At 67.1% G+C, this 21,522-nt stretch carries 22 protein-coding genes; 17 read left to right on the top strand and 5 right to left on the bottom strand.

Features of this window, described 5'->3' with window-relative positions:
* Positions 1-70: 70 nt before the first annotated feature.
* From ACFSNB_RS03445 to ACFSNB_RS03470, 6 genes are all read left to right on the top strand, one after another.
* Positions 71-2,482, top strand: a complete 2,412-nt coding sequence (locus ACFSNB_RS03445; RefSeq protein WP_377314527.1) for a glycogen/starch/alpha-glucan phosphorylase — start codon at positions 71-73, stop codon at positions 2,480-2,482.
* A gap of 618 nt (positions 2,483-3,100) precedes the next feature.
* Positions 3,101-3,598, top strand: coding sequence for a DUF2589 domain-containing protein (locus ACFSNB_RS03450; RefSeq protein WP_377314528.1), 498 nt, complete (start codon positions 3,101-3,103; stop codon positions 3,596-3,598).
* Between the two features lie 22 nt (positions 3,599-3,620).
* Positions 3,621-4,268, top strand: coding sequence for a DUF2589 domain-containing protein (locus tag ACFSNB_RS03455; RefSeq protein WP_377314530.1), 648 nt, complete (start codon positions 3,621-3,623; stop codon positions 4,266-4,268).
* 53 nt (positions 4,269-4,321) lie between these two features.
* A complete protein-coding gene (locus tag ACFSNB_RS03460) occupies positions 4,322-4,591 on the top strand; it encodes a hypothetical protein (protein ID WP_377314532.1) in 270 nt (89 codons plus the stop codon).
* On the top strand, positions 4,591-4,887 hold the full coding sequence (locus ACFSNB_RS03465; protein ID WP_377314534.1) for a hypothetical protein: 297 nt from the start codon (positions 4,591-4,593) through the stop codon (positions 4,885-4,887). The genes ACFSNB_RS03460 and ACFSNB_RS03465 overlap by 1 nt, the downstream gene beginning before the upstream one ends.
* Positions 4,888-5,143: 256 nt before the next feature.
* Positions 5,144-5,551, top strand: a complete 408-nt coding sequence (locus ACFSNB_RS03470) for a hypothetical protein (RefSeq protein WP_377314536.1) — start codon at positions 5,144-5,146, stop codon at positions 5,549-5,551.
* A 103-nt stretch (positions 5,552-5,654) separates the two neighbouring features.
* On the opposite strand, the gene argE is transcribed toward ACFSNB_RS03470, so the two are convergent.
* Positions 5,655-6,830 carry an acetylornithine deacetylase gene (argE, locus tag ACFSNB_RS03475; RefSeq protein ID WP_377314538.1) on the bottom strand — a complete coding sequence of 392 codons (1,176 nt, stop codon included), beginning with the start codon at positions 6,828-6,830 and terminating at the stop codon, positions 5,655-5,657.
* Positions 6,831-7,054: 224 nt separating this feature from the next.
* Here argE and ACFSNB_RS03480 point away from each other — a divergent pair, with 224 nt between their 5' ends.
* From ACFSNB_RS03480 to ACFSNB_RS03490, 3 genes are read left to right on the top strand one after another with little or no spacing between them, the layout of a single operon-like run.
* Positions 7,055-7,288 (top strand): FeoA family protein, encoded by a 234-nt coding sequence (locus tag ACFSNB_RS03480; protein ID WP_377314540.1) that lies wholly within the window; start codon positions 7,055-7,057, stop codon positions 7,286-7,288.
* Between the two features lie 2 nt (positions 7,289-7,290).
* A complete protein-coding gene (feoB, locus tag ACFSNB_RS03485; protein ID WP_377314542.1) occupies positions 7,291-9,618 on the top strand; it encodes a Fe(2+) transporter permease subunit FeoB in 2,328 nt (775 codons plus the stop codon).
* Between the two features lie 5 nt (positions 9,619-9,623).
* Positions 9,624-9,845 carry a FeoC-like transcriptional regulator gene (locus tag ACFSNB_RS03490; protein WP_377314544.1) on the top strand — a complete coding sequence of 74 codons (222 nt, stop codon included), beginning with the start codon at positions 9,624-9,626 and terminating at the stop codon, positions 9,843-9,845.
* 78 nt (positions 9,846-9,923) lie between these two features.
* Here ACFSNB_RS03490 and ACFSNB_RS03495 read toward each other — a convergent pair whose 3' ends face one another.
* The 3 genes from ACFSNB_RS03495 to ettA form a co-directional block, all read right to left on the bottom strand.
* On the bottom strand, positions 9,924-10,535 hold the full coding sequence (locus ACFSNB_RS03495) for a LysE family translocator (protein WP_377314546.1): 612 nt from the start codon (positions 10,533-10,535) through the stop codon (positions 9,924-9,926).
* Positions 10,536-10,608: 73 nt separating this feature from the next.
* Positions 10,609-11,808 (bottom strand): spore maturation protein, encoded by a 1,200-nt coding sequence (locus ACFSNB_RS03500; RefSeq protein ID WP_377314548.1) that lies wholly within the window; start codon positions 11,806-11,808, stop codon positions 10,609-10,611.
* 136 nt (positions 11,809-11,944) lie between these two features.
* Positions 11,945-13,624, bottom strand: coding sequence for an energy-dependent translational throttle protein EttA (ettA, locus tag ACFSNB_RS03505; protein WP_377314550.1), 1,680 nt, complete (start codon positions 13,622-13,624; stop codon positions 11,945-11,947).
* A 212-nt stretch (positions 13,625-13,836) separates the two neighbouring features.
* Here ettA and ACFSNB_RS03510 point away from each other — a divergent pair, with 212 nt between their 5' ends.
* Both ACFSNB_RS03510 and ACFSNB_RS03515 read left to right on the top strand, forming a co-directional pair.
* A complete protein-coding gene (locus ACFSNB_RS03510; protein WP_377314552.1) occupies positions 13,837-14,442 on the top strand; it encodes an NUDIX domain-containing protein in 606 nt (201 codons plus the stop codon).
* 119 nt (positions 14,443-14,561) lie between these two features.
* Entirely contained in the window at positions 14,562-15,185 is a 624-nt protein-coding gene (locus tag ACFSNB_RS03515) for a hypothetical protein (RefSeq protein WP_377314554.1), read from the top strand.
* 18 nt (positions 15,186-15,203) lie between these two features.
* On the opposite strand, the gene ACFSNB_RS03520 is transcribed toward ACFSNB_RS03515, so the two are convergent.
* A complete protein-coding gene (locus ACFSNB_RS03520; RefSeq protein ID WP_377314555.1) occupies positions 15,204-15,986 on the bottom strand; it encodes a hypothetical protein in 783 nt (260 codons plus the stop codon).
* A 411-nt stretch (positions 15,987-16,397) separates the two neighbouring features.
* Here ACFSNB_RS03520 and ffh point away from each other — a divergent pair, with 411 nt between their 5' ends.
* From ffh to leuC, 6 genes are all read left to right on the top strand, one after another.
* Positions 16,398-17,762, top strand: a complete 1,365-nt coding sequence (gene ffh, locus ACFSNB_RS03525) for a signal recognition particle protein (protein ID WP_377314556.1) — start codon at positions 16,398-16,400, stop codon at positions 17,760-17,762.
* Between the two features lie 74 nt (positions 17,763-17,836).
* Positions 17,837-18,196 (top strand): 30S ribosomal protein S16, encoded by a 360-nt coding sequence (rpsP, locus tag ACFSNB_RS03530; protein ID WP_377314558.1) that lies wholly within the window; start codon positions 17,837-17,839, stop codon positions 18,194-18,196.
* Between the two features lie 9 nt (positions 18,197-18,205).
* Positions 18,206-18,745: a ribosome maturation factor RimM gene (rimM, locus tag ACFSNB_RS03535; protein ID WP_377314560.1), complete on the top strand. Its 540-nt coding sequence runs from the start codon at positions 18,206-18,208 to the stop codon at positions 18,743-18,745.
* Complete coding sequence (gene trmD, locus ACFSNB_RS03540) at positions 18,729-19,451, top strand: tRNA (guanosine(37)-N1)-methyltransferase TrmD (RefSeq protein WP_377314562.1); 723 nt, start codon at positions 18,729-18,731, stop codon at positions 19,449-19,451. The genes rimM and trmD overlap by 17 nt, the downstream gene beginning before the upstream one ends.
* A gap of 6 nt (positions 19,452-19,457) precedes the next feature.
* On the top strand, positions 19,458-19,886 hold the full coding sequence (gene rplS / locus ACFSNB_RS03545; RefSeq protein ID WP_377314638.1) for a 50S ribosomal protein L19: 429 nt from the start codon (positions 19,458-19,460) through the stop codon (positions 19,884-19,886).
* 229 nt (positions 19,887-20,115) lie between these two features.
* Positions 20,116-21,519, top strand: a complete 1,404-nt coding sequence (leuC, locus tag ACFSNB_RS03550; RefSeq protein WP_377314564.1) for a 3-isopropylmalate dehydratase large subunit — start codon at positions 20,116-20,118, stop codon at positions 21,517-21,519.
* The last annotated feature ends 3 nt before the right edge of the window (positions 21,520-21,522 follow it).

Genomic DNA, 21,522 nt, shown 5'->3' on the forward strand with positions numbered 1-21,522 from the left:
GCGAGAGAGTGACGAGATGAATAAACCCGAGCCTGTGGCGGCGCGTTCGCCCCGTGAAGACGTCGAAGGGATGAAGACGGCGATCCTCAATCACCTGCTTTATACCGTCGGCAAGCAAGCCCTTGGCGCCACCGCCCGCGACTGGTTTCTCGCCGCCGCGCACGCGGTGCGCGACCGGGTGACCGAACGATGGATGCCGACCCTTGACGGCTATTACCGCGACGACGTCAAGCGGGTCTATTACCTGTCGATGGAGTTCCTGATCGGGCGGACCCTGGTCAACAGCCTGATCAATCTCGACCTCTACGACACGGTGCGCGACGCCCTCCAGGCGCTTGGCCAGGATTTCGAGGAAGTGGCGGCGTGGGAGGTCGAGGCGGCGCTCGGCAATGGCGGCCTCGGCCGGCTGGCCGCCTGCCTGCTCGATTCGATGGCCACCACCGGAGTCGCCGGCTTCGGCTACGGCATCCGCTACGATTACGGCATGTTCACCCAGCACATCGAGCATGGCTGGCAGGTCGAAAGCCCGGAAAACTGGCTGCGCTACGGCAATCCGTGGGAATTCCCCCGTCCCGGCGTGATCTTCCCGGTGCGGTTCGGCGGGCGGGTGATCCATTTCCGCGACAGCCGCGGCCATGACTGCACCCAGTGGGTCGATGCCGAGGAAGTGATGGCGATGGCCTACGACATCCCGGTGCCGGGCTTCGGCGGCGAGCGCGTCAACAATCTGCGCCTGTGGTCGGCCAAGTCCACCCGCGAGTTCGATCTCAAATATTTCAATGCCGGCAATTACATCGAGGCGGTGCGCGACAAGAACGAGTCGGAAACGCTGTCGAAGGTGCTCTATCCGTCCGATCTGACGGTGCGGGGCAAGGAACTGCGCTTCAAGCAGGAATATTTCTTCGTCGCCGCCTCGATCCAGGACATCCTGGCCCGCTTCCGCAAGAGCCATTCCAACTGGGACCGCCTGCCCGACAAGGTGGCGATCCAGCTCAACGACACCCATCCCGCTTTGGTGGTGGCCGAGCTGATGCGGGTGCTGGTCGATGAGCACCGGGTGCCGTGGGAGCAGGCCTGGACCATCACCCAGGGCTGTTGCGCCTACACCAACCACACCCTGCTGCCCGAGGCGCTGGAGACCTGGCCGGTCGAGCTGTTCGCCCGGGTGCTGCCGCGCCACCTGGAAATCATCTACCAGATCAACCACGAATTCCTGCAAGGCGTGCGCTATCGCCACCCCGGCGATTCCGAGCTGCTGGGGCGGGTGTCGATGATCTCGGAGGGGGCGGAAAAGCGGGTGCGGATGGCCCATCTCGCGGTGATCGGCAGCCACAAGGTCAACGGCGTCGCCGCGATCCATACCGGCCTGATGAAGAGCACGATCTTCTCCGATTTCGAGCATCTCTCGCCCGGCAAGATCGTCAACCGCACCAACGGCGTCACCCCACGGCGCTGGCTGCTGGCGGCCAATCCCCGGCTGTCGGCGCTGATCACCCGCCATATCGGCGCCGGCTGGATCACCGAGCTTGACCAGCTGCGCCGGCTGGAGCCGCTGGCCGACGATCCCGCCTTCTGCGCCGAATTCGTCGAGGTCAAGCGCGCCAACAAGCGGGCGATGGCCGAGATGATGGCCCAGCGCCTCGGCATCGAGACCGACCCGGATTCGCTGTTCGACGTCCAGGTCAAGCGGATCCACGAATACAAGCGGCAATTGCTGAATCTGCTGCATGTGGTGGTGCGCTACGCCCGGATCCGGGCCAATCCGCTGCTGGAATCCCAGCCGCGCACGGTGATCATCGGCGGCAAGGCGGCGCCGGGCTACGTGCTGGCCAAGCTGATCATCAAGCTGGTCAACGACATTTCCGAGGTGGTCAACAACGACCCGCTGGTCGGCCGCCGGCTGCGGCTGGTGTTCCTGCCCAATTACAACGTCTCGGTGGCGGAGATGGTGATGCCGGCCGCCGACCTGTCCGAGCAGATCTCCACCGCCGGCACCGAGGCCTCGGGCACCGGCAACATGAAGATGGCGATGAACGGGGCGCTGACCATCGGCACCTGGGACGGCGCCAATGTCGAGATCTGCGAGGAGGTCGGCGAGGAAAACATGTTCCTGTTCGGCCTGACCGCGCAGGAGGTCGCCCGCTACCGGGTCGATGGCTACGACGCCTGCGCCCGGGTCCGCGCCAACAAGGATCTGGCGATGGCGCTCGACATGATCGCCTCGGGCTTCTTCTCGCCCGACCAGCCCGACCGCTACCGCAGCCTGATCGATACCCTGACGGTGGGGGGCGACCATTACCTGCTGACCGCCGATTTCGCCTCCTACATGGCGGCGCAGGACCGGGTCGATCGCGCCTATGCCGACGCCGAGGGCTGGACCCGCAAGGCGATCCTCAACGTGGCGCGGATGGGCAAGTTCTCGTCCGACCGCACCGTGATCGAATATGCCCGCGACATCTGGGGGGTCGATCTCGGGCGATAGGGAGCGGCACCGTCGCGGACGGGGCTGCCGCCCCGTCACCCCGCTCGGGGAGCAAAGCTCCCCGAACCCCTCATTTTTTTGTCAATGAAATCAAAGGTGGTCCGGGGCATCGCCCCGGACGGGTCCGCGTGGCTTCAGTCGTATCGGGCACGAGGCGGCCGGGCGACTTGCTGCGGTCAGTGAGCCCCGCAACGCCAGAACTGATCTCATGGTAATGAGGATAGTGGCTTCCCGGCCCGTATGCATCGGTTATGCAGCCTAACGGCGCCGATCCGACTCTGATATAAATTTAAGGTTGAAGTTAATGCGGTGACGCCGCTATAATATGGATGTTTTTACGGATACGACTCTCTTGTAAGAGAGGGTGCTCATTAAAAAATAATCCAATAAAAAAGATGACCATAGATCCATATTATTAATGAAATTGATCGGTTATTTTAAAATAAGGTGGTTGTCACAATCGCTTTAATGCTTTTTCATTCAATAATATTGATGGTGCGGCTGCGTATATCGCTCTCTGTGGAATATAATTATATTACTCAGAATTTTCCTCAAATGTAATGCGAGCTTATTGCTCGCGATCTGTCACAAATGGTGGCGAGTGATGAGGAGGTGGACGTGACCAATCTGTCGCTTCATCAATTGATCGAGAGTATTGCCGGAGCGGTGGCGGAAGCTCAGGACAAGATTCAGCGTTTCCAGATCTCGACAGTCAGTCGTTATTTTGATGCCGACAACCGTCCCGTCAGTGTCGATGTGCGGTTGCCGTCGCTATCGCTCGACGCCGAGCAGGGTGATGAACGCTTGGTTCGGGTGCCCCTGCTGTCTCTGGTTGGGAGCCGCCTGCTCAGTATCAAGGATATGGAAATCAGTTTCGAGGTCGGTCTCGGCAACCCGGACGGCAAGGCGGAGGCTAAATCACCCGCCTCCGCCGACCCGGTGCGGAACGGCACGCCGGGTTGGCCGAGCGAACCCCACCAGCCTTTGGGGGTCGATCTCAGTGCTCGCCGCAATGGTGCCACGGGGGGAACGGCCCGTGTCACCCTCCGGGTCGAGAGCCAGCCCCCGTCCGACGGGATGGCCCGACTGATCCAGCAACTCGACAAGCTGATCTAACCCACACCAAGGAGATCTTCCCATGCCCGAATTCAACATGGGTGACCAGTTCCGTGGCCTGCCGATGGGGGACCTGATCGGCGCGCCGCTGAGCGCGGCCTGCGAAGCGCAGGTTCGACTGGCCACCGCCACCGCCAATTTCATCAATGTGGTAGGGTTCCTCCCGCCGAAGAACGACAACGACCCGCTTCAGGTGCGCACGGTCGCGTTCCGCTTCGACCGGGCGTCTCGGAGCACGCCCCCCGACATTAAAGCCAGCGACATTCCACAGGAAACCGTCAATCTGGAAGTGCCCCTGCTCGCGCTGGTCAAGATTCCCAGCTTGGCGATCAACAAGGTGGACATCACCTTCGACATGGAGGTGAAGAATGCCCAGGCGAGCAGCGAGGGTTCCACCAGCCAAGCTGCGCTCGATGCTCAGGCCAAGGTCGGCTGGGGGCCGTTCAGTGTCTCGGTCAAAATTACCGGCTCGGTCTCTTCGCACAAGGAAAACACCCGCTCGACCGACCAGACCGCCAAATATCACGTCGAGGTTCATGCTGTTGATGACGGGATGCCCGAAGGGCTGGCGCGCGTGCTTGACCTGATCGCTCAGTCGGTTGCGCCCAAAAAGATCACTTCGGTTAATGCGTCGGCCGCGACGCCGGCCGTGGGGACGGGTACGCCGTGAGTGAACGTCAGAATGGCAGCTAGGGGTACAGCTTTTCCGGGAAGGCGCCTCCCATGTTTGATTTGACGAATGTTGGCTATGTGAAGCGGATCGTGGTTGGCAACACCAACCCGGAAAAGCTGGTCTCGGAAGAAGAGACGGCGCGCGAGGCTTTGCTGCTTAACCGTTGTCTGTCTGAACCCCCGCGCGGACGCATTATCGGCATCGAAAAGAATTTCACTCTGCTCAATGTTGGCGAGCATCAGGTGGTGCTGCAGGCGATGGTCTACCATGTTGGGTTCGTCCGCAAACCCTACTGGCTTGATCCGGAGGAGGCAGGGTAATGGGCAGTGGTCTGGAAATGTTTGCCTGCCGTCTCGGCGCCGAACTCGATCGTGCCACTGCCACCTGTCGGGATTGCTGGCCCCAGGTCCGTATCGCCTCGCTGGAGGTGGAGTTCCAGACCCGGCTGAAGGCCGGGGCGGACGGGGTGGCGTTGCAGGTGATGAGTGACGGGCGGTCCGGCCGTGAACGGCATGCTTTGACCATCTTGCTCGACGGTGATCCCGCCCGACCGATCGAGGCGCGGATCGACGGTGTGCTTGTTGCGCGTTACCCACGGCAAGGGGGGGGAGGATGAATCAGCGGAAGCCGATCGTTCTGACGCTTTCAAATGAAGAATGGGATCGGGTGAGGGGGCTTTTTATTGAAAAAAGATCATCTAAAAAGAAAGTCTATATTTTTGGAGGATTTTTGTTCGTTTCTTTGATTATATTTATGGCAGCGTCATATTTTAAATCAAAATATCTTTATTTATTTTATTTTTAGTTGTAATTTTTAGCGAATGAAACGTCGTGTTGCCATGAGGTTCTGACCTCCAGGATCAGGAGGAATCAATGACCAATCCCTTGTTTCTGCTCGGCGTAGTGGGCGTCATGCTGGTTTTTTTCCAGGGTGGGGCTCTGGCGGCGGAACAACGCTGCTTAGGCACTTTCCCATCGCCAATAGGTGAACGGTTGGTTCCGGTGATCCTGACCTTGTCTCGTTCCCCGGTCGATCTCGGAGCCACCAGCGGAGAGATTCGCTTCGAGGAACCCTGGCTCTGTGGTTTTCCCCTTCAGTTTTCGGGGCGGGATGGCACGATCTCGACCTTTTCGTTCAAGGGAGCCGGGGCGGGGAAATGCTCCATTCTGACAATGGGCTACCTCAAGATGCAGCCGGTCGAGGGCGACAGGGTCGAGGTCGCGCTGTTCGGGAAGTATGGCCAGAAACACCAAGCCGTCATTCTTCAATGCGAGCCCTGATCCAGATACAGGTTCGATTTACAGAGATGAAATCAAAGGGGGTCCGGGGCATCGCCCCGGCCGGGCCCGCGGGCGGGAGCCCGCGTAACTCCCCCCGCCGGTGTCAGCCCGGATTCCGGGCGAAGGCGAGCAGGCGGGTGAGGAAGGCCTCGCAGCGGGCCAACTGGTCGATCGCGATGAATTCGTCGGCCTTATGGGCCTGGGCGATGTCGCCGGGGCCGCACACCACGGTGGGGAAGCCGGCCTGCTGGAGCAATCCGGCCTCGGTGCCGTAGGACACCCGGGCGGTGGGACCGCCCTCGGCGAGGCGCAGGGCGAGGCGCACCGCCGGGTCGTCGTCGTCCATGTCGAGGCCGGCGGTGGTGTGTTCGTCGAGCAGGATGCCGGCCTCGTCCGACACCGCCAGCATTTCCGGCACCAGATCCTGGGCCCAGCCGCGCACCTCGGCCATCACGCTGTCGGGGTCGTGGCGGGGCAGGTTGCGGATCTCGAATTCGAAGCTGCACAGATCGGGCACGATGTTGAGGGCGCGGCCGCCGGCGATCAGGCCGGTATGGACGGTGGTGTAGGGCGGCTGGTAGCCCGGGGCGAACGGTCCTTCCTCGCGGAAGCGTTGCTGCATCGCCCGCAGCCGCGCCACCAGTTCGGCGGCGATCTCGACCGCGTTGACCCCCTGGTCGTTGAGCGAGGAATGGCAGGGATGGCCCAGCACCCGGGCCCGCACCGCCTTGCGTCCCTTGTGGCCGGTCACCACCCGCATCATCGTCGGCTCGCCGATCACGCACAGGCGGGGGCGGGGCGCGAAATCGCGCAGATCCTCGATCAGCCGCCGCACCCCGATGCAGCCGATTTCCTCGTCATAGGTCAGGGCGAAATGGATCGGCAGGGCCAGCGGCGCGGCGGCGCAGGCCGGGGCCAGCGCCAGCATCGCCGCGATGAAGCCCTTCATGTCGGCGGTGCCCCGGCCAAACAGCCGCCCCTCGCGGCGGGCGAGGCGGAACGGCTCGCTGCTCCAGCCCTGGGCGCCGGCCGGCACCACGTCGGTATGGCCCGCCAGCATCAAACCCGGGCGGTCGGCCGGGCCGATGGTGGCGAACAGGTTGGCCTTGGTGCGGTCGTCGTTCCAGCTCCAGCGCAGGCTGGCGCCGCAGGCGGCAAGCCGTTCCGCCGCCAGCTCCAGCAGCGGCAGGTTGCCGTGCGGATAGGAGGTGTCGAGCGCGATCAGGCGCTCCAGCAGGGCGAGAAGGTCGGCCCCGAGGGCCGGATCGGAACTGGTCAAGGAAAAGGGATCCCGGCAGGAAGAGGGCAGGCCGGCATCTTACGGCGCGTTCCGCCGCGCTGCCAACGCCGGTTTGCCGATCGGCCCCGCCGCTGGCGGCGGGCAGCCATGCGAGTGCGTCGCAGGCACATCCCGCGCTTGACCCCACGCGGTTCAGGGACTAGCCTGAGGTCCAAATGCAATTCATTCGCAAAATCTGCGAATAAGGATCCCGGGAGTTGACGATGGACCTCAGTCTTACCGATCTCAAACCGGGGGAGTCCGCCCGGGTCGCCGGCTTTCGGGCAGGGGACCGCGCCTATCGCCAGCGTCTGCTGGCGATGGGGGTGACTCCCGGCGTGTCGCTGCGGGTGACCCGGGTGGCCCCGCTCGGCGACCCGGTCGAAATCGCCCTGCGTGACTTCACCCTGACCCTGCGCCGTGGCGAGGCGGCGATTCTTCGGCTGGAGCGGATCTGACCATGCCCATCACCATTGCCCTGGCCGGCAATCCCAATTGCGGCAAGACCACCCTGTTCAACGCCCTGACCGGGGCGCGCCAGAAGGTCGGCAACTGGCCCGGCGTCACCGTCGAGCGCAAGGAAGGCCGCTATCGCTTCGATGGCGACGAGGTCACCGTGGTCGATCTGCCCGGCATCTATCTGCTGGGCGGCGGCGGGGGCGGCGGCGAGGACGAGCGGGTGGCGCGCGACTACCTGCTGTCGGGCCAGGCCCGGCTGGTGGTCAACATCGTCGATGCCGCCGCGCTGGAACGCAATCTCTACCTCACCATCCAGCTGCTGGAGACCGGGGTGCCGATGGTGGTGGCGGTCAACATGATCGACATCGCCCGCCGGCGCGGCCTTGCCGTCGATCTCGACGCGCTGGCGCGGGAGCTGGGCTGCCCGGTGGTCGGCATCGTCGCCAGCCGGGGCAAGGGCATCGACGACCTGCGCGGCGCCATCGCCGCGGTGGCGGCGCGGCCGGTCGCCTCGGCGGTGCGCCCCGACTACCCGCCGGCGGTGCTCGACGCGGTGGGGGCGCTGCTGCCCGGTCTGGCCGGGGCGGCCACCGCGCGCGGGGTCGATCCCGAATGGGCCGCGCTGAAGCTGCTGGAAGGCGACGGACTGGCCGAATCGCTCGCCGCCGGCCGGCTCGACGGCGAACTGATCGCCGGCCGCAACGCGATCGAGGAGGCGCTGGGCGACGAGGCCGACATCGTCATCGCCGATGCCCGCTACGCCCTGGCCGGGCGGTTCATCGCCGCCGGCCTGCGCCGCACCCGCCGGGTCTCGTCCACCCTGTCGGCCCGGATCGATCAGGTGGTGCTGAACCGGGTGCTGGGCGTGCCGGTGTTCCTGTTCGCGATGTATCTGATGTTCCTGTTCACCATCAAGATCGGCGGCGCCTTCGTCGATTTCTTCGATCAGGCCTTCGGCGCGCTGCTGGTGGACGGGCTGGGCGAGGCGCTGGCCGGGCTGGGCACGCCCGATCTGGTCGTCGCCGTCGCCAAGGGCCTGGGCAGCGGCATCCAGACCGTCTCGACCTTCCTGCCGATCATCGGTTGCCTGTTCCTGTTCCTGTCGGCGCTGGAGGATTCGGGCTACATGGCCCGCGCCGCCTTCGTGATGGACCGGGCGATGCGGGCGATCGGCCTGCCCGGCAAGTCGTTCGTGCCGCTGATCGTCGGTTTCGGCTGCAACGTGCCGGCGATCATGGCCACCCGCACCCTGGAAAACCGGCGCGACCGCATCCTGACCATCCTGATGGCGCCGTTCATGTCCTGCGGCGCGCGGCTGCCGGTGTTCGTGCTGTTCGCGGTGGCGTTCTTCCCCGACAACGGCCAGAACGTGGTGTTCGGGCTGTATCTGCTCGGGCTGGCCTTCGCGGTGGTGACCGGTCTGCTGCTGAAATCGACCCTGCTGCCGGGCGAGCCGACCCGCTTCGTGATGGAGCTGCCGCCCTACCACCTGCCGACCCTGCGCGGCGTCGGGCTCCAGGCGTGGCAGCGGCTGCGTGACTTCCTGTTCCGCGCCGGCAAGGTGATCGTGCCGATGGTGATGGTGCTGTCGCTGCTCAACACGCTCGGCACCGACGGCAGCTTCGGCAAGGAGAACACCAAGGAATCGCTGCTGTCGGTGATCAGCCGGACCATCACCCCGGTGTTCGCCCCGATCGGCCTCACCGAGGAGAATTGGCCGGCGGCGGTCGGGCTGTTCACCGGCATCTTCGCCAAGGAAGCGGTGGTCGGCACCCTCAACGCGCTCTATTCGCAGATCGACGATGCCGCCGCCCCGGCCCCGTCCGGCGAAGCGCCGCCGGCCCCGACCCTGAGCGAAAAGCTCGCGGCGGCGGCGGCGACCATCCCGGAAAAGCTCGGCGCCCTGGCCAAGGACGCGGGTGACCCGCTCGGCTTCGGCGCGGCGGCCCACCACGAGACCGAAGAGGTGGCGGCGGAACTGAAGGTGGCCGGCGGCGTGTTCGGGGCGATGGTGGCCCGCTTCGACGGCGCGATCGGTGCCTTCGCCTACATGATGCTGATCCTGCTCTATACCCCCTGCGTCGCCGCCGCCGGCGCGATCCGCCAGGAAGCCGGCGGGGGGTGGACCGCCTTCGCCGCCGCCTGGACCACCTCGCTCGGCTATCTGTCGGCGGTGGTGTTCTATCAGGCCGCCACCTTCAGCCGCCACCCGGCCACCGCTGGGGCGTGGCTGGTGGGATGCTTCCTGCTGATCACCGGCGCGGTGGTGCTGATGACCATCGCCGGACGGCGGCAGGTGCGCCGCCTCGATCCGGCCGCCGCGGAGTGACCCACATGCTGAGCCTGTCGAGTGTGCGTGCCTACCTGATCGAAAATGGCCCGGCCAGCCGGACCGACCTCGCCATCGCCTGCGATGCCGATCCCGATGCGGTCGCGCTGGTGCTCGATCAGTGGATCGCCCGGGGCAAGGTCAAGCGTCAGCAGGGCGGATGCTGCGGCACCAAAACCTGCCATTGCAGTGAGGCCCCGGCCGAGATGTTCTCCTGGCAGGGGTGAACTGAAGGGGAAACAAGGATGCGGGCTCTGCCCGCACCCGCCAAGGGCCGCAAGGCCCTTGGAACCCTTTGGGGGAAGTCAGCGTTCGGTCAGGGCCAGCTTGACCCCCAGGCCGACGAAGGCGGCGGCAAAGCTGCGCCGCAGCCAGGTCAGCACCCGGGGCCGCGACAGCACCCGGTCGCGCATCGCGGCGGCGCAGAGCCCGTACAGCGCGAACACCAGCAGCGTCATCGCCATGAACACCGCCGACAGTTCCAGCATCAGCAGGGTCGGTTGCGGCTCGTCGGCGGCGACGAACTGGGGCAGGAAGGCGAAGAAGAAGATCGACAGTTTGGGATTGAGCAGGTTGGCCAGCACCGCCTGGACGATCACCTGGGCATCCGAACGCGGCGCCCCCGCCGGCTCGACCTTCAGCGTGCCGTGCTCGCGCAGGGTCATCCAGGCCATGCACAGCAGATAGGCGATGCCGGCCCAGCGGATCGTCTCGAAGGCAAGGGTGTTGGCATGGAACAGCACCGCCAGCCCGGTGATCGCCGCCAGCATGTGCGGCACGATCCCGAGGGTACAGCCCAGCGCCGCCACCAGCGCGGCGCGGGGGCCGCGCGACAGCCCGGCGGCCAGGGTGATCACCACCCCGGTCCCCGGCGAGGCGACCACGATCAGCGAGGTGAGCAGAAAGGCCAGACTCATCCCGATCTCCTTTTCGTGATGGGATCCAAGGGCCTTGCGGCCCTTGGCGGGTGCGGGCAGAGCCCGCGCTTTTTTACCGGCAGGCCAGCACTGCCGCGACCAGGGCGGCGGTATCGGCGATCAGCCCGACGGCGAGGGCGTGGCGGATGCGCTTGAGCCCGACCGCGCCGAAATAGACCGCCAGCACGTAGAAGGTGGTCTCGGTCGAACCGTAAAGGGTGCCGAGCAGCAGCCCGAGCGGCGAATCCGGCCCGATCCCGGGAGTCTTCATCGCGTCGGCCAACAGCCCATAGGAGCCCGAGCCCGACAGGGTGCGCAATACCGCCATCATCAGCGCCTCGGCCGGCAGGCCGAGCGGGGCGGTCAGGTGGCCGAGCGGGGTCAACAGGGCTTCGAGCGCCCCGGAGGCGCGCAGCATGGCGATGGCGGCGAGGATCGCCACCAGATAGGGCAGGATGCGGATCGCCACCGCGAAGCCGCCGCGCGCCCCGGCGACGAAGCTTTCATAGACCGGCACCCGCCGCGCCGCGCCATAGAGCAGGATCCCCGCCACCAGACTGGGCAGCAGCCACGGCCCGACCGTACTGCCCCAGGCCAGCAGCGCCGCCGCCAGCCCAGCCAGCCCGGCCAGGGTCAGCAGCAGCGGCGCGAGTGGCGCGTCGGACGGGGGCGGGGCGGGCAGGGCGATCGGCGGGGGCACCAGCCGTTGCAGGAGCTTGGCGGCGATCACCGCCACCACCAGCGCGGTCAGCGAGGCGGCGAGGGTGGGGCCGACCACCGCCGCTGGATCGGCGGCGCCGGCGCTGGCGCGCAGGGCGATCACCTTGGCTGGCAGCAGGGTGATGCCGGCGGTGTTGAGGGCGAGGAACAGCACCTGGGCGTTGCTGGCGGTGCCGGGATGGGGATTGGCGCGTTCAAGCTGCTGCATCGCCCGCAGCCCGAACGGCGTCGCGGCATTGCCGAGCCCGAGCAGATTGGCGGCAAGGTTGAGGGCCATTGCCCCGAAGGCGGGATGATCGGCCGGCAGTTCGGGAAACAGCCGGGTCAGCACCGGCCGCAGCAGCCGGGCCAGAGCGTCGAGCAGACCGGCGGCCTCGGCCACCTTCATCACCCCGAGGAACAGGGCCATGATGCCGATCAGGCCGAAGGCCAGCGGCACCGCCGCCGCCGCGCCCTCGACCAGCCCGGTGGAGAGCTTTTGCATCGCCGCTTCGCCACCGGCGGCGGCGAACAGGAACGATACCGCCACCAGGGCGACGAAGACGCGGTTCATGTGGGCTCCGCCCACGCCCGCCAAGGGCCGGAGGCCCTTGGATCCCGTTCCCTTGATCGCCGGGGGTGCCCGACCATCGATGGGATCCAAGGGCCTTGCGGCCCTTGGCGGGTGTGGGCAGCGCCCACTTTTATCTCTACCGGGTCAGCGGCTTGTACTTGATGCGGTGGGGCTGATCAGCCTCGGTGCCGAGGCGGCGGTGCCGGTCGGCCTCGTAATCCTGGTAGTTGCCTTCGAACCACACCACCTTCGAATCGCCCTCGAAGGCGAGGATGTGGGTGGCGATGCGGTCGAGGAACCAGCGATCGTGCGAGATCACCACGGCGCAGCCGGGGAACTCGCCGAGCGCCTCTTCCAGCGCCTGGAGGGTTTCGACGTCGAGATCGTTGGTCGGTTCGTCGAGCAGGATGACGTTGGCCGGGCGCGACAGCATCTTGGCGAGGTGGACGCGGTTGCGCTCACCGCCCGACAGCACGCCGACCTTCTTCTGCTGGTCGGGGCCGCGGAAGTTGAACAGGCCGGAATAGGCGCGCGAGTTGATCTTGCGGCGACCGAGGTCGATTTCGTCCTGGCCGTCGGAGATTTCCTCGAACACCGTCTTGTTGGGATCGAGCGAATCGCGGCTCTGATCGACATAGCCGAGCACCACGGTCTCGCCGACGGTGAAGCTGCCGGTATCGGGCTTCTCCTGGCCGGTGATCAGGCGGAACAGGGTGGTCTTGCCGGCGCCGTTGGGGCCGATCACGCCGACGATGCCGCCCGGCGGCAGGCGGAACGACAGGTTTTCGAACAGCAGGCGGTCGCCGAAGCCCTTCGACACGCCTTCGGCCTCGATCACCTTGCCGCCCAGGCGCGGCCCCGGCGGGATGGTGATCTGGGCCGGGCCGGTGGCCTTTTCCTGCGACTTGGCGACCAGATCCTCGAAGGCGTTGATGCGGGCCTTGCTCTTGGTCTGGCGCGCCTTCGGGCTGGCGCGGACCCATTCCAGCTCTTCCTTGATGGTGCGCTGGCGGGCGCTTTCCTCGCGCTCTTCCTGGGCGAGGCGCTTTTCCTTCTGCTCCAGCCAGCCGGTGTAGTTGCCCTCGTAGGGGATGCCCTGGCCGCGTTCGAGTTCGAGGATCCAGCCGGTGACGTTGTCGAGGAAGTAACGGTCGTGGGTGACGATCACCACGGTGCCGCTGTAATCCTCCAGGTAGCGTTCGAGCCAGGCGACGGATTCGGCGTCGAGGTGGTTGGTCGGTTCGTCGAGCAGCAGCATGTCGGGATGGGACAGCAGCAGCCGGCACAGGGCGACGCGGCGGCGCTCGCCGCCCGACAGCTTGGTGACGTCGGCGTCGCCGGGCGGGCAGCGCAGGGCGTCCATCGCGATCTCGATGGTGCGCTGGAGGTCCCAGGCGTTGAGATGGTCGATCTTTTCCTGAAGGTCGGCCTGCTCGGCGATCAGGTCGTTCATCTCGTCGTCGGACAGTTCCTCGGCGAAACGGGCGGAGACTTCCTCGAAGCGGTCGAGCAGGGCCTTGGTCTCGGCCACCGCCTCCATCACGTTGCCCATCACGTCCTTGTCGGGATTGAGCTGGGGCTCCTGCGGCAGGTAGCCGACCTTGACCCCCTCGGCGGCCCAGGCCTCGCCGCCATATTCCTTGTCGATCCCGGCCATGATCTTGAGCAGGGTCGATTTACCGGCGCCGTTGGCACCGAGCACGCCGATCTTGGCGCCGGGCAGGAAGCTCAGCCACAGGCCCTTCAGGGTTTCCTTGCCACCCGGATAGGCCTTGGTCAGATTCTTCATTACGTAGACGTACTGATAGGCGGCCATCGGGCTCTCCGGGGGAAGACAAGGACAAAGCGGGGATTTTCGCCCAGTGAGTAGACAAGCCGGGCCGCGCCGTCAAGCCCCGCGCCGGGGGGAGGGGGAGCCGGGCGGCGTTTCCCACCTTTTCAAGCGGCGAGGGGCGGCTTACTCTCGCCTTTCCCCCCTGGCCGTTTCCCGGCCTTTCCCCCCCCCATCACGACCAACGGAGAGACGGTGTGGACGCCAGCAAGGATGTCGATGTCATCAGCCGCGAGACGGTGTTCCAGGGCTATTTCCGGGTCGATCGCTACCGCCTGCGCCACCGCACCTTCGCCGGGGGCTGGTCGCGCGAGCTGGTGCGCGAGGTGTTCGAGCGCGGCCACGCGGTGGTGGTGCTGCTGTATGATCCCGAGCGCGACGAGGTGGCGCTGATCGAGCAGTTCCGCCCCGGGGCCTATGCCGCCGGCTGGCATCCCTGGCTGATCGAATGCGTCGCCGGGATCATCGAGGCGGGCGAGCATCCCGACGACGTCGCCCGGCGCGAGACGCGCGAAGAGGCGGGAGCCGATCCCGAGGCGATGGTCCATGTCGGCGATTTCCTGCTCACCGCCGGCGGCTCGTCGGAAAGCTGCCGGCTGTATTGCGCCCGGATCGACAGCCGCGCCATCCATGGCGTGCACGGGCTGGAGAGCGAGGGCGAGGACATCCGCACCCATGTCGTTTCCACCGCCGAGGCGCTGGCGATGGTCCGCGACGGGCGGATCAACAACGCGATGGCGGTGCTGGCGCTGCAATGGCTGGTGCTGGAGAAGGACCGGGTGCGGCGGGAGCTGGCGCGATGAGGCAACGGGCCGGCCTTGCGATGCCGGCATGGAAGGGCGGGGCAAAGCGCGGGTCGGCCCCGGCCGCTTCGGGACTAGAGTCGGGAACCGGTGCGATCGGCAAGAGGGAGGCGAACAAGATGCGTCTGCTGACGACCGGAGCGGGGCTGATGCTGGCGCTGGCGGTGGTGACGGCGGGTCCGGGGCTGGCGGCCGACGGGCCGGCGGCGGCGCGGCCCGACCCGGTGCCGGGCTGGCTGGACTCCGCCCGCGCCGCCCATGCGCGCGGCGATCTGGCCCGCGCCGCCCATGATCTCGAGGCGGCGGTGTCCGACCTGCAAACCCGGATCGGCGCCCAGTTGGCCGCCGCCCTGCCGCCGCCGCCGTCGGGCTGGCAGGCCGAGGCGGCCGAAACCCAGAGCCTGTTCAGCTCGGGCGGCGGGCTGTCGGTCGGGCGGGCCTTCACCCGCGAGGATGCCAGCGTCAACGTGCTGTTGATTCTGGACAGCCCGGCGGTGGCCGCCGCCGCCGCCCAGTTCCAGCCCGGGGCGCCGCTGGCGGCCAATGTCCGCCGGGTCAAGGTGGCGGGCGAGGAGGCGCTGGTGCGCTGGGATGGCGGCACCCATTCCGGCGACGTGACGCTGGTGCTGGGCGGCCGTGCCCTGCTTCAGGTCGAGGGCGACGGGGTGGCCTCTTCCGACCTGCTGCTCGACACCGCCAAGGGCTGGAACCTCGGCGTGATCCGCAAGCTGCTGGGGTTGTGAACGGCGGCGGGGCAACGCTCAGCCCGGCTTCCGTCCCCGTCCCAGCCAGCTGATCACCCGGCGCGAGAGCCGCGCCAGCCGGCCCCGTCTCTGTGGGTGGGCCTGATCCTGCGGTGCGCCGTGGTGGGGGTGTGGCGGCGCCCCATAGACCCGTTCATAGAGTGCCTCGGTCGGCTCCGTCTCCGCGAACGTACACACGCCGTTGCCGAACCGGCCGAGCGCGCCGAAATTGGCCAGGGCATCAAAGCAGGCGCATTCGAAGGTCAGTTCGGGGAAGTCGGCGGCAAGCCGGCGGAAAATCGGCGTGGGGAAGCCCCACGCGGTGTCGAACCTGAATTCATAGCGATCGGGGGTGGCGGACACCTCCTTGAACGCATAGCAGTTCCACTTGGTGCCCCAGTGTTCGAGGCACCAGTCATACCAGCTGTAATGGCCCGTCGCGGCGAAGGCCGCGAGGCAGCGCCGGGCGGCGGCCAGGAGTTCCGGTCGGTTCTCCTCCAGATGGGCCCGGAGCTGTTCGAGCGTCGTAAGGTCCCGCTCCCGCGCCCAGTCGGTTGCGAGGGCGGAGCCGGCGCCGATGGTGTCGGGCGTCTGTCCGGTCAGGGCCTCGATGGCGATCGCCGTCTCGCCGCTGCGGGTGGTGTCGATCAGGGCTTCCGGCATCGGCAGGATCGCCTGGAAATCGAGAACGATCGACCCCGGCCCTCCGCCGTCCGGGACGCGGAGGCAGCGGTTGCGGAAGGCGAGCAGCGCCGGAGCCGGGCCGGTGACGATGCACAGAGTGGTGAGATCATTGGGCATGGCAAGGCTCTGTCGTTGCGGTCGCCAACATCGACGACAGCCGCCGTGGCGCGCGAAGCGGGGAAGGGGGGGGGGGCGTCAATTTCTTTTTTTGATTGCCACGAGTCAATCTTATTAAACTCAGAAAGAGATTCGATTCTTGAAGGCTAAAATAAACCGAAAATTTTTCGCTGTTTGTGGGCGCGGAGGACGGGGCAGCGGGGAGGGGGCAGGGTGGGGGGCAGCGGTTGCGGTCGCGCACGGAAATCTGTGCATTTTTATTGACCGGGGGTGGGGAACGGAGTAGAAACCGCCTCTCTTCGGTTCGCTGAAGACGGATTTATGCCCCCGAGGGGGTCCGCCGGCCCGCGAGTTTCGCGCACCGGCGTGACTTTCGTTGCGGGCGAACGGCCACCAGGGTGGGGAAAGCGCATGTTCGAGAGCCTGAGCGCGAAACTGGGTGACGTGTTCGAACGCCTGACCGGGCGGGGGGCACTGACCGAAGCCGACGTCACCGAGGCGCTGCGCGAGGTTCGCGTCGCCCTGCTCGAAGCCGACGTCGCCCTGCCGGTGGTCAAGGAACTGATGGGCCGGGTCAAGGCCCGCGCCGTCGGCACCGAGGTGATCAAGTCGGTCTCCCCCGGCCAGATGGTGGTCAAGGTCGTCCATGACGAGCTGATGGACACCCTCGGCAGCAAGGGGGTCGAACTCAACCTCAGCGTCACCCCGCCGGCGGTGGTGCTGATGGTCGGCCTTCAGGGCTCGGGCAAGACCACCACTTCGGCCAAGCTGGCGCTGCGCCTCAAGAAGGCCGGCAAGAAGGTGCTGCTGGCCTCGCTCGACGTCTACCGCCCGGCGGCGCAGCGGCAGTTGGAGATCCTGGCCGAGCAGGCCGAGGTCGGCTCGCTGCCGATCGTGATGGGCGAGCAGCCGGTGGCGATCACCCACCGCGCCCTCGACATGGCCCGCAAGGAAGGCTTCGACGTCCTGATCCTCGACACCGCCGGCCGTCTGCATATCGACGAGGCGCTGATGGCCGAGGTCGCCGAGGTGCGCGACGTCGCCCGCCCGGCCGAGACCCTGCTGGTCACCGACGCGATGACCGGTCAGGACGCGGTGACCCTGGCCCGCGAATTCAACGAGAAGGTCGGCGTCACCGGCATCGTGCTGACCCGGATCGACGGCGACGCCCGCGGCGGCGCCGCTTTGTCGATGCGCGCGGTCACCGGCCGGCCGATCAAGTTCCTCGGCGCGGGCGAAAAGCTCGACGCGCTCGAAGTGTTCCACCCCGACCGCGTCGCCGGCCGCATCCTCGGCATGGGCGACATCGTCTCCCTGGTCGAAAAGGCGATGGAGACGGTCGAGAAGGAAGAGGCCGAGCGGCTCGCCAAGCGGATCGAGAAGGGCAAGTTCGACCTCGACGACATGCGCAAGCAGTTCGCCCAGGTCCGCAAGATGGGCGACCTCAAGGGTATGCTCGGCATGCTGCCGGGCGCCGGCAAGATGGCCGCCGCGATGAAGGATGCCAGCGTCGATCCCAAGCTGCTGGCGCGCCAGGAGGCGATCATCCTGTCGATGACGATGCAGGAACGCCGCAATCCCGACCTGATCAAGGCCTCGCGCAAGAAGCGCATCGCCGCCGGCGCCGGGGTGGACGTCCAGGAGGTCAACAAGCTGCTGAAGCAGTACCTGATGATGTCCGACGTGATGAAGAAGGTTGCCAAGTTGGGGCAGAAAGGGCTGGCGCGCCATGGCATCGCCGGGCTGCTGCCGCCCAACATCAGAATGGGGCGGTAGAACCCGCCCGGTCCAGTCGCCCAGGGCGGTCCGCCGCCCACGGTGTTTGATTTCGAACAGAGGAAGACCCAAGGATGGCTCTGAAGATTCGCCTTTCCCGCGGTGGCGCCAAGAAGCGCCCGTTCTACAAGATCGTGGTCACCGACGCCCGCTCGCCGCGCGACGGCCGCTTCATCGAGAAGATCGGCACCTACAACCCGATGCTGCCGAGCGACAGCGGCCTGCGTCTGGTGCTCGACCAGGAACGCGCCAAGCATTGGCTGTCGGTCGGCGCCCAGCCGACCGACCGTCTGGTTCGCTTCTTCGCCGACCTCGGTCTGGTGGTGAAGCCGGCCCGTCCCGAGCAGACCAAGCAGCCGCAGCCGAAGGCCAAGGCGCAGCTCCGCGCCAAGGAAGCGGCCGAGCGCGCCGCCGCCGCGGCTTCGGCGGAGTAATCACGCCCGATGGCCTCGCGTGTCTGTGTCGGGCTGGTCGTCGGCGTGCACGGCGTGCGGGGCGCGGTCCGTCTCAAGAGCTTCACCGAGGTGGCGGCCGACATCGGCCGCTACTCCCCGGTGGAGGACGAGAGCGGAACGCGGCGCTGGCGGCTCCGGGTCACGGGTGAAGCCAAGGGGGCGGTGATCGCCACCCTCGACGGCATCGCCGACCGTGACGCGGCCGAGGCGCTGAAAGGGGCGCGGCTGTATGTCGAGCGGGCCCGTCTGCCCGCGACCGGCGAGGACGAGTTCCTCTATGCCGATCTGGTCGGCCTCGTGGCCGTTACCGGGGAAGGCGACCGGTTGGGACGGGTCGGCGCGGTGGCCGATCACGGCGCCGGCGACGTGCTGGACATCACCCTGGACGAAGGCGGCAGCCTGCTGCTGCCCTTCACCCGGGCCAGCGTGCCGGAAGTCGATCTCGCCAACGGCCGACTGGTGGTGGTGCCGCCGGTCTATGCCGAGGGCGGGCAGGAAAACGAGGGCGCGGGTGGAGCAGAGACCTGACGGGCCGTGGCGTGCCACGGTGCTGACGATCTTCCCGGAGATGTTTCCGGGGCCGCTCGGCCTGTCGCTGGCCGGGCGTGGTCTGGCCGAGGGAATCTGGTCGCTCGATGCGGTCGATATCCGCGGCTATGCCACCGACCGTCACCGTTCGGTCGATGATTCGCCGTTCGGCGGCGGGGCCGGGATGGTGATGCGCCCCGACGTGCTCGACGCCGCTCTTGACGGCGCGGGCGGGGTCGGGCCGCTGATCTATCTGACCCCGCGCGGGCGGCGGCTCGATCAGCCGCTGGTGCGGGAATTGGCGGCGGGGCCCGGGGTCCGGGTGCTGTGCGGCCGGTTCGAAGGGGTCGATCAGCGTCTGCTGGAGGCCCGCGAGGCGGTCGAGGTCAGCATCGGCGACTTCATCCTGTCCGGCGGCGAGCCGGCGGCGCTGGTGATGCTCGACGCGGTGGTGCGGTTGTTGCCGGGGATCGTCGGCGCGGCCGAATCGCTGGACGAAGAGAGTTTCGAGTGGGGATTGCTCGAATATCCCCATTATACCCGTCCCCAGCTGTGGCAGGGGCGGGCGGTGCCGGAGGTGTTGCTGTCCGGTCACCACGAGAAGATTCGCGCCTGGCGGCGTCGCCAGGCGGAGGAGATAACCCGGCGGCGCCGGCCCGATCTGTGGGACCGGTACCAGGCCGCCACTGACCTGAGCGAGGGTTGAGCCATGGTGAACATCATTGAGCAGCTCGAAAAGGAGCAGATCGAGAAGCTGACCGCCGCGCGCGGCGTCCCCAGCTTCGCCCCCGGCGACACCGTCAAGGTGAACGTCAAGGTGATCGAAGGCAACCGCGAGCGTGTCCAGGCCTACGAAGGCGTCTGCATCGCCCGCAAGAACGACGGCATCAATTCGTCGTTCATCGTCCGCAAGATCTCCTACGGTGAAGGCGTCGAGCGTATCTTCCCGCTCTACTCGCCGAACATCGCCTCGATCGAGGTGGTCCGTCGCGGCGACGTCCGCCGGGCCAAGCTGTACTACCTGCGCGACCTGCGCGGCAAGGCGGCCCGCATCGCCGAGCAGACCACCGGCCATTCCGGCAAGGTGGCCGCCGCCGAGCGCGCCGACGCCGCCGCCGCCAAGGCGAAGGCGAAAGAGTAACTTCGGCCGTCCCTCGGCCGGTCTGGCGATGGTGGGCGGGCTGCCGCCCGCACCCGCCCGGGGCGATGCCCCGGACCCCCTTTATTTTCGAAAATAAGGGGGGCCGGGGGCTTGGCCCCCGGGCGGGGTGCGGGGCGGCAGCCCCGCCGCTCCCCGGCCGGTGCCGGATGTGTCCGACCTTTGAGGCGATCGGGCCCGACCGGGCCGCGCCGCACTTCAGGGAATCGTCATGGCCAAGCCTCGCACGCTGTTCGACAAGATTTGGGACGCCCATCTGGTGGACGTCCAGGATGACGGCACCTGTCTGCTCTACATCGACCGTCATCTCGTCCATGAAGTGACCTCGCCCCAGGCGTTCGAGGGGCTGGAGATGGCCGGCCGCCGCGTCCGCCACCCCGAGCGCACCCTGGCGGTGGCCGATCACAACGTCCCCACCACCGACCGCTCGCACGGGATCGAGAACCCGGAAAGCCGGATTCAGGTCGAGACCCTGGCCGCCAACGCCGCCAGGTTCGGGGTCGAGTATTACCCGATGGACGACATCCGCCAGGGCGTGGTCCACATCGTCGGGCCGGAACAGGGCTTCACCCTGCCGGGCAGCACCATCGTCTGCGGCGATTCCCACACCTCGACCCATGGCGCGTTCGGCGCGCTGGCGTTCGGCATCGGCACCTCCGAGGTCGAGCATGTGCTGGCGACCCAGACCCTGGTGCAGAAGCCGGCCAAGAACATGCGGATCACGGTGAAGGGTCAGGCCCCGGCCGGCGTCACCGCCAAGGACATCGTGCTGGCGATCATCGGCAAGATCGGCACCGCTGGCGGCACCGGCTATGTGATCGAATATGCCGGCGAGGCGATCACCGGCCTGTCGATGGAAGGCCGGATGACCGTCTGCAACATGACGATCGAGGCGGGCGCCCGCGCGGGCCTGATCGCCCCGGACGAGACCACCTTCACCTACGTCGCCGGCAAGCCGCGCGCCCCCAAGGGCGCCGCGTTCGAGGCCGCCGTCAGCTATTGGAAGACGCTCCGCACCGACGAGGGCGCGGTGTTCGACCGTGAGATCGAGATCGACGCCGCCAGCCTGGAGCCGCAGGTGACCTGGGGCACCAGCCCCGAGGACGTGATCCCGATCAGCGGCCGCGTGCCCGATCCGGCCGAGATCGCCGACGAGGCCAAGCGCCGCGCCGTCGAGCGCTCGATCGCCTACATGGGCTTGACCGCCGGCCAGAAAGCGACCGACATTCCGGTCGACGTGGTGTTCATCGGCTCCTGCACCAACGGCCGGATCGAGGATTTCCGCGCCGCCGCCGAGGTGCTGAAGGGCCGCAAGGTCGCTCCGGGCGTGCGCGCCCTGATCGTCCCGGGCTCGGGTCTGGTCAAGGAGCAGGCCGAGGCCGAGGGGCTCGACGCGATCTTCCGCGCGGCCGGGGCCGAATGGCGCGAGCCGGGCTGTTCGATGTGTCTGGCGATGAACGGCGACCAGTTGGAGCCGGGCCAGCGCGCGGCCTCGACCTCCAACCGCAATTTCGAAGGCCGCCAGGGCCGGGGCGGCCGCACCCACCTCGTCAGCCCGGCGATGGCGGCGGCGGCGGCGGTGACCGGCCGGCTGACCGATGTGAGAGGGCTGTAAGGC

The organism is Phaeospirillum tilakii (assembly GCF_042683125.1).
In the GTDB taxonomy this organism is placed as follows: domain Bacteria; phylum Pseudomonadota; class Alphaproteobacteria; order Rhodospirillales; family Magnetospirillaceae; genus Phaeospirillum; species Phaeospirillum tilakii.

What these genes read in the sequence shown, in the direction of transcription:
- ACFSNB_RS03445 (WP_377314527.1), top strand. Translation starts at nt 71, where the DNA reads ATGAAGACGGCGATCCTCAATCACCTGCTTTATACCGTCGGCAAGCAA.
- ACFSNB_RS03455 (WP_377314530.1), top strand. Translation starts at nt 3,621, where the DNA reads ATGCCCGAATTCAACATGGGTGACCAGTTCCGTGGCCTGCCGATGGGG.
- ACFSNB_RS03460 (WP_377314532.1), top strand. Translation starts at nt 4,322, where the DNA reads ATGTTTGATTTGACGAATGTTGGCTATGTGAAGCGGATCGTGGTTGGC.
- ACFSNB_RS03465 (WP_377314534.1), top strand. Translation starts at nt 4,591, where the DNA reads ATGGGCAGTGGTCTGGAAATGTTTGCCTGCCGTCTCGGCGCCGAACTC.
- ACFSNB_RS03470 (WP_377314536.1), top strand. Translation starts at nt 5,144, where the DNA reads ATGACCAATCCCTTGTTTCTGCTCGGCGTAGTGGGCGTCATGCTGGTT.
- ACFSNB_RS03480 (WP_377314540.1), top strand. Translation starts at nt 7,055, where the DNA reads ATGGACCTCAGTCTTACCGATCTCAAACCGGGGGAGTCCGCCCGGGTC.
- feoB (WP_377314542.1), top strand. Translation starts at nt 7,291, where the DNA reads ATGCCCATCACCATTGCCCTGGCCGGCAATCCCAATTGCGGCAAGACC.
- ACFSNB_RS03490 (WP_377314544.1), top strand. Translation starts at nt 9,624, where the DNA reads ATGCTGAGCCTGTCGAGTGTGCGTGCCTACCTGATCGAAAATGGCCCG.
- ACFSNB_RS03495 (WP_377314546.1), bottom strand. Translation starts at nt 10,535, where the DNA reads ATGAGTCTGGCCTTTCTGCTCACCTCGCTGATCGTGGTCGCCTCGCCG.
- ACFSNB_RS03500 (WP_377314548.1), bottom strand. Translation starts at nt 11,808, where the DNA reads ATGAACCGCGTCTTCGTCGCCCTGGTGGCGGTATCGTTCCTGTTCGCC.
- ettA (WP_377314550.1), bottom strand. Translation starts at nt 13,624, where the DNA reads ATGGCCGCCTATCAGTACGTCTACGTAATGAAGAATCTGACCAAGGCC.
- ACFSNB_RS03515 (WP_377314554.1), top strand. Translation starts at nt 14,562, where the DNA reads ATGCGTCTGCTGACGACCGGAGCGGGGCTGATGCTGGCGCTGGCGGTG.
- ACFSNB_RS03520 (WP_377314555.1), bottom strand. Translation starts at nt 15,986, where the DNA reads ATGCCCAATGATCTCACCACTCTGTGCATCGTCACCGGCCCGGCTCCG.
- ffh (WP_377314556.1), top strand. Translation starts at nt 16,398, where the DNA reads ATGTTCGAGAGCCTGAGCGCGAAACTGGGTGACGTGTTCGAACGCCTG.
- rpsP (WP_377314558.1), top strand. Translation starts at nt 17,837, where the DNA reads ATGGCTCTGAAGATTCGCCTTTCCCGCGGTGGCGCCAAGAAGCGCCCG.
- rimM (WP_377314560.1), top strand. Translation starts at nt 18,206, where the DNA reads ATGGCCTCGCGTGTCTGTGTCGGGCTGGTCGTCGGCGTGCACGGCGTG.
- leuC (WP_377314564.1), top strand. Translation starts at nt 20,116, where the DNA reads ATGGCCAAGCCTCGCACGCTGTTCGACAAGATTTGGGACGCCCATCTG.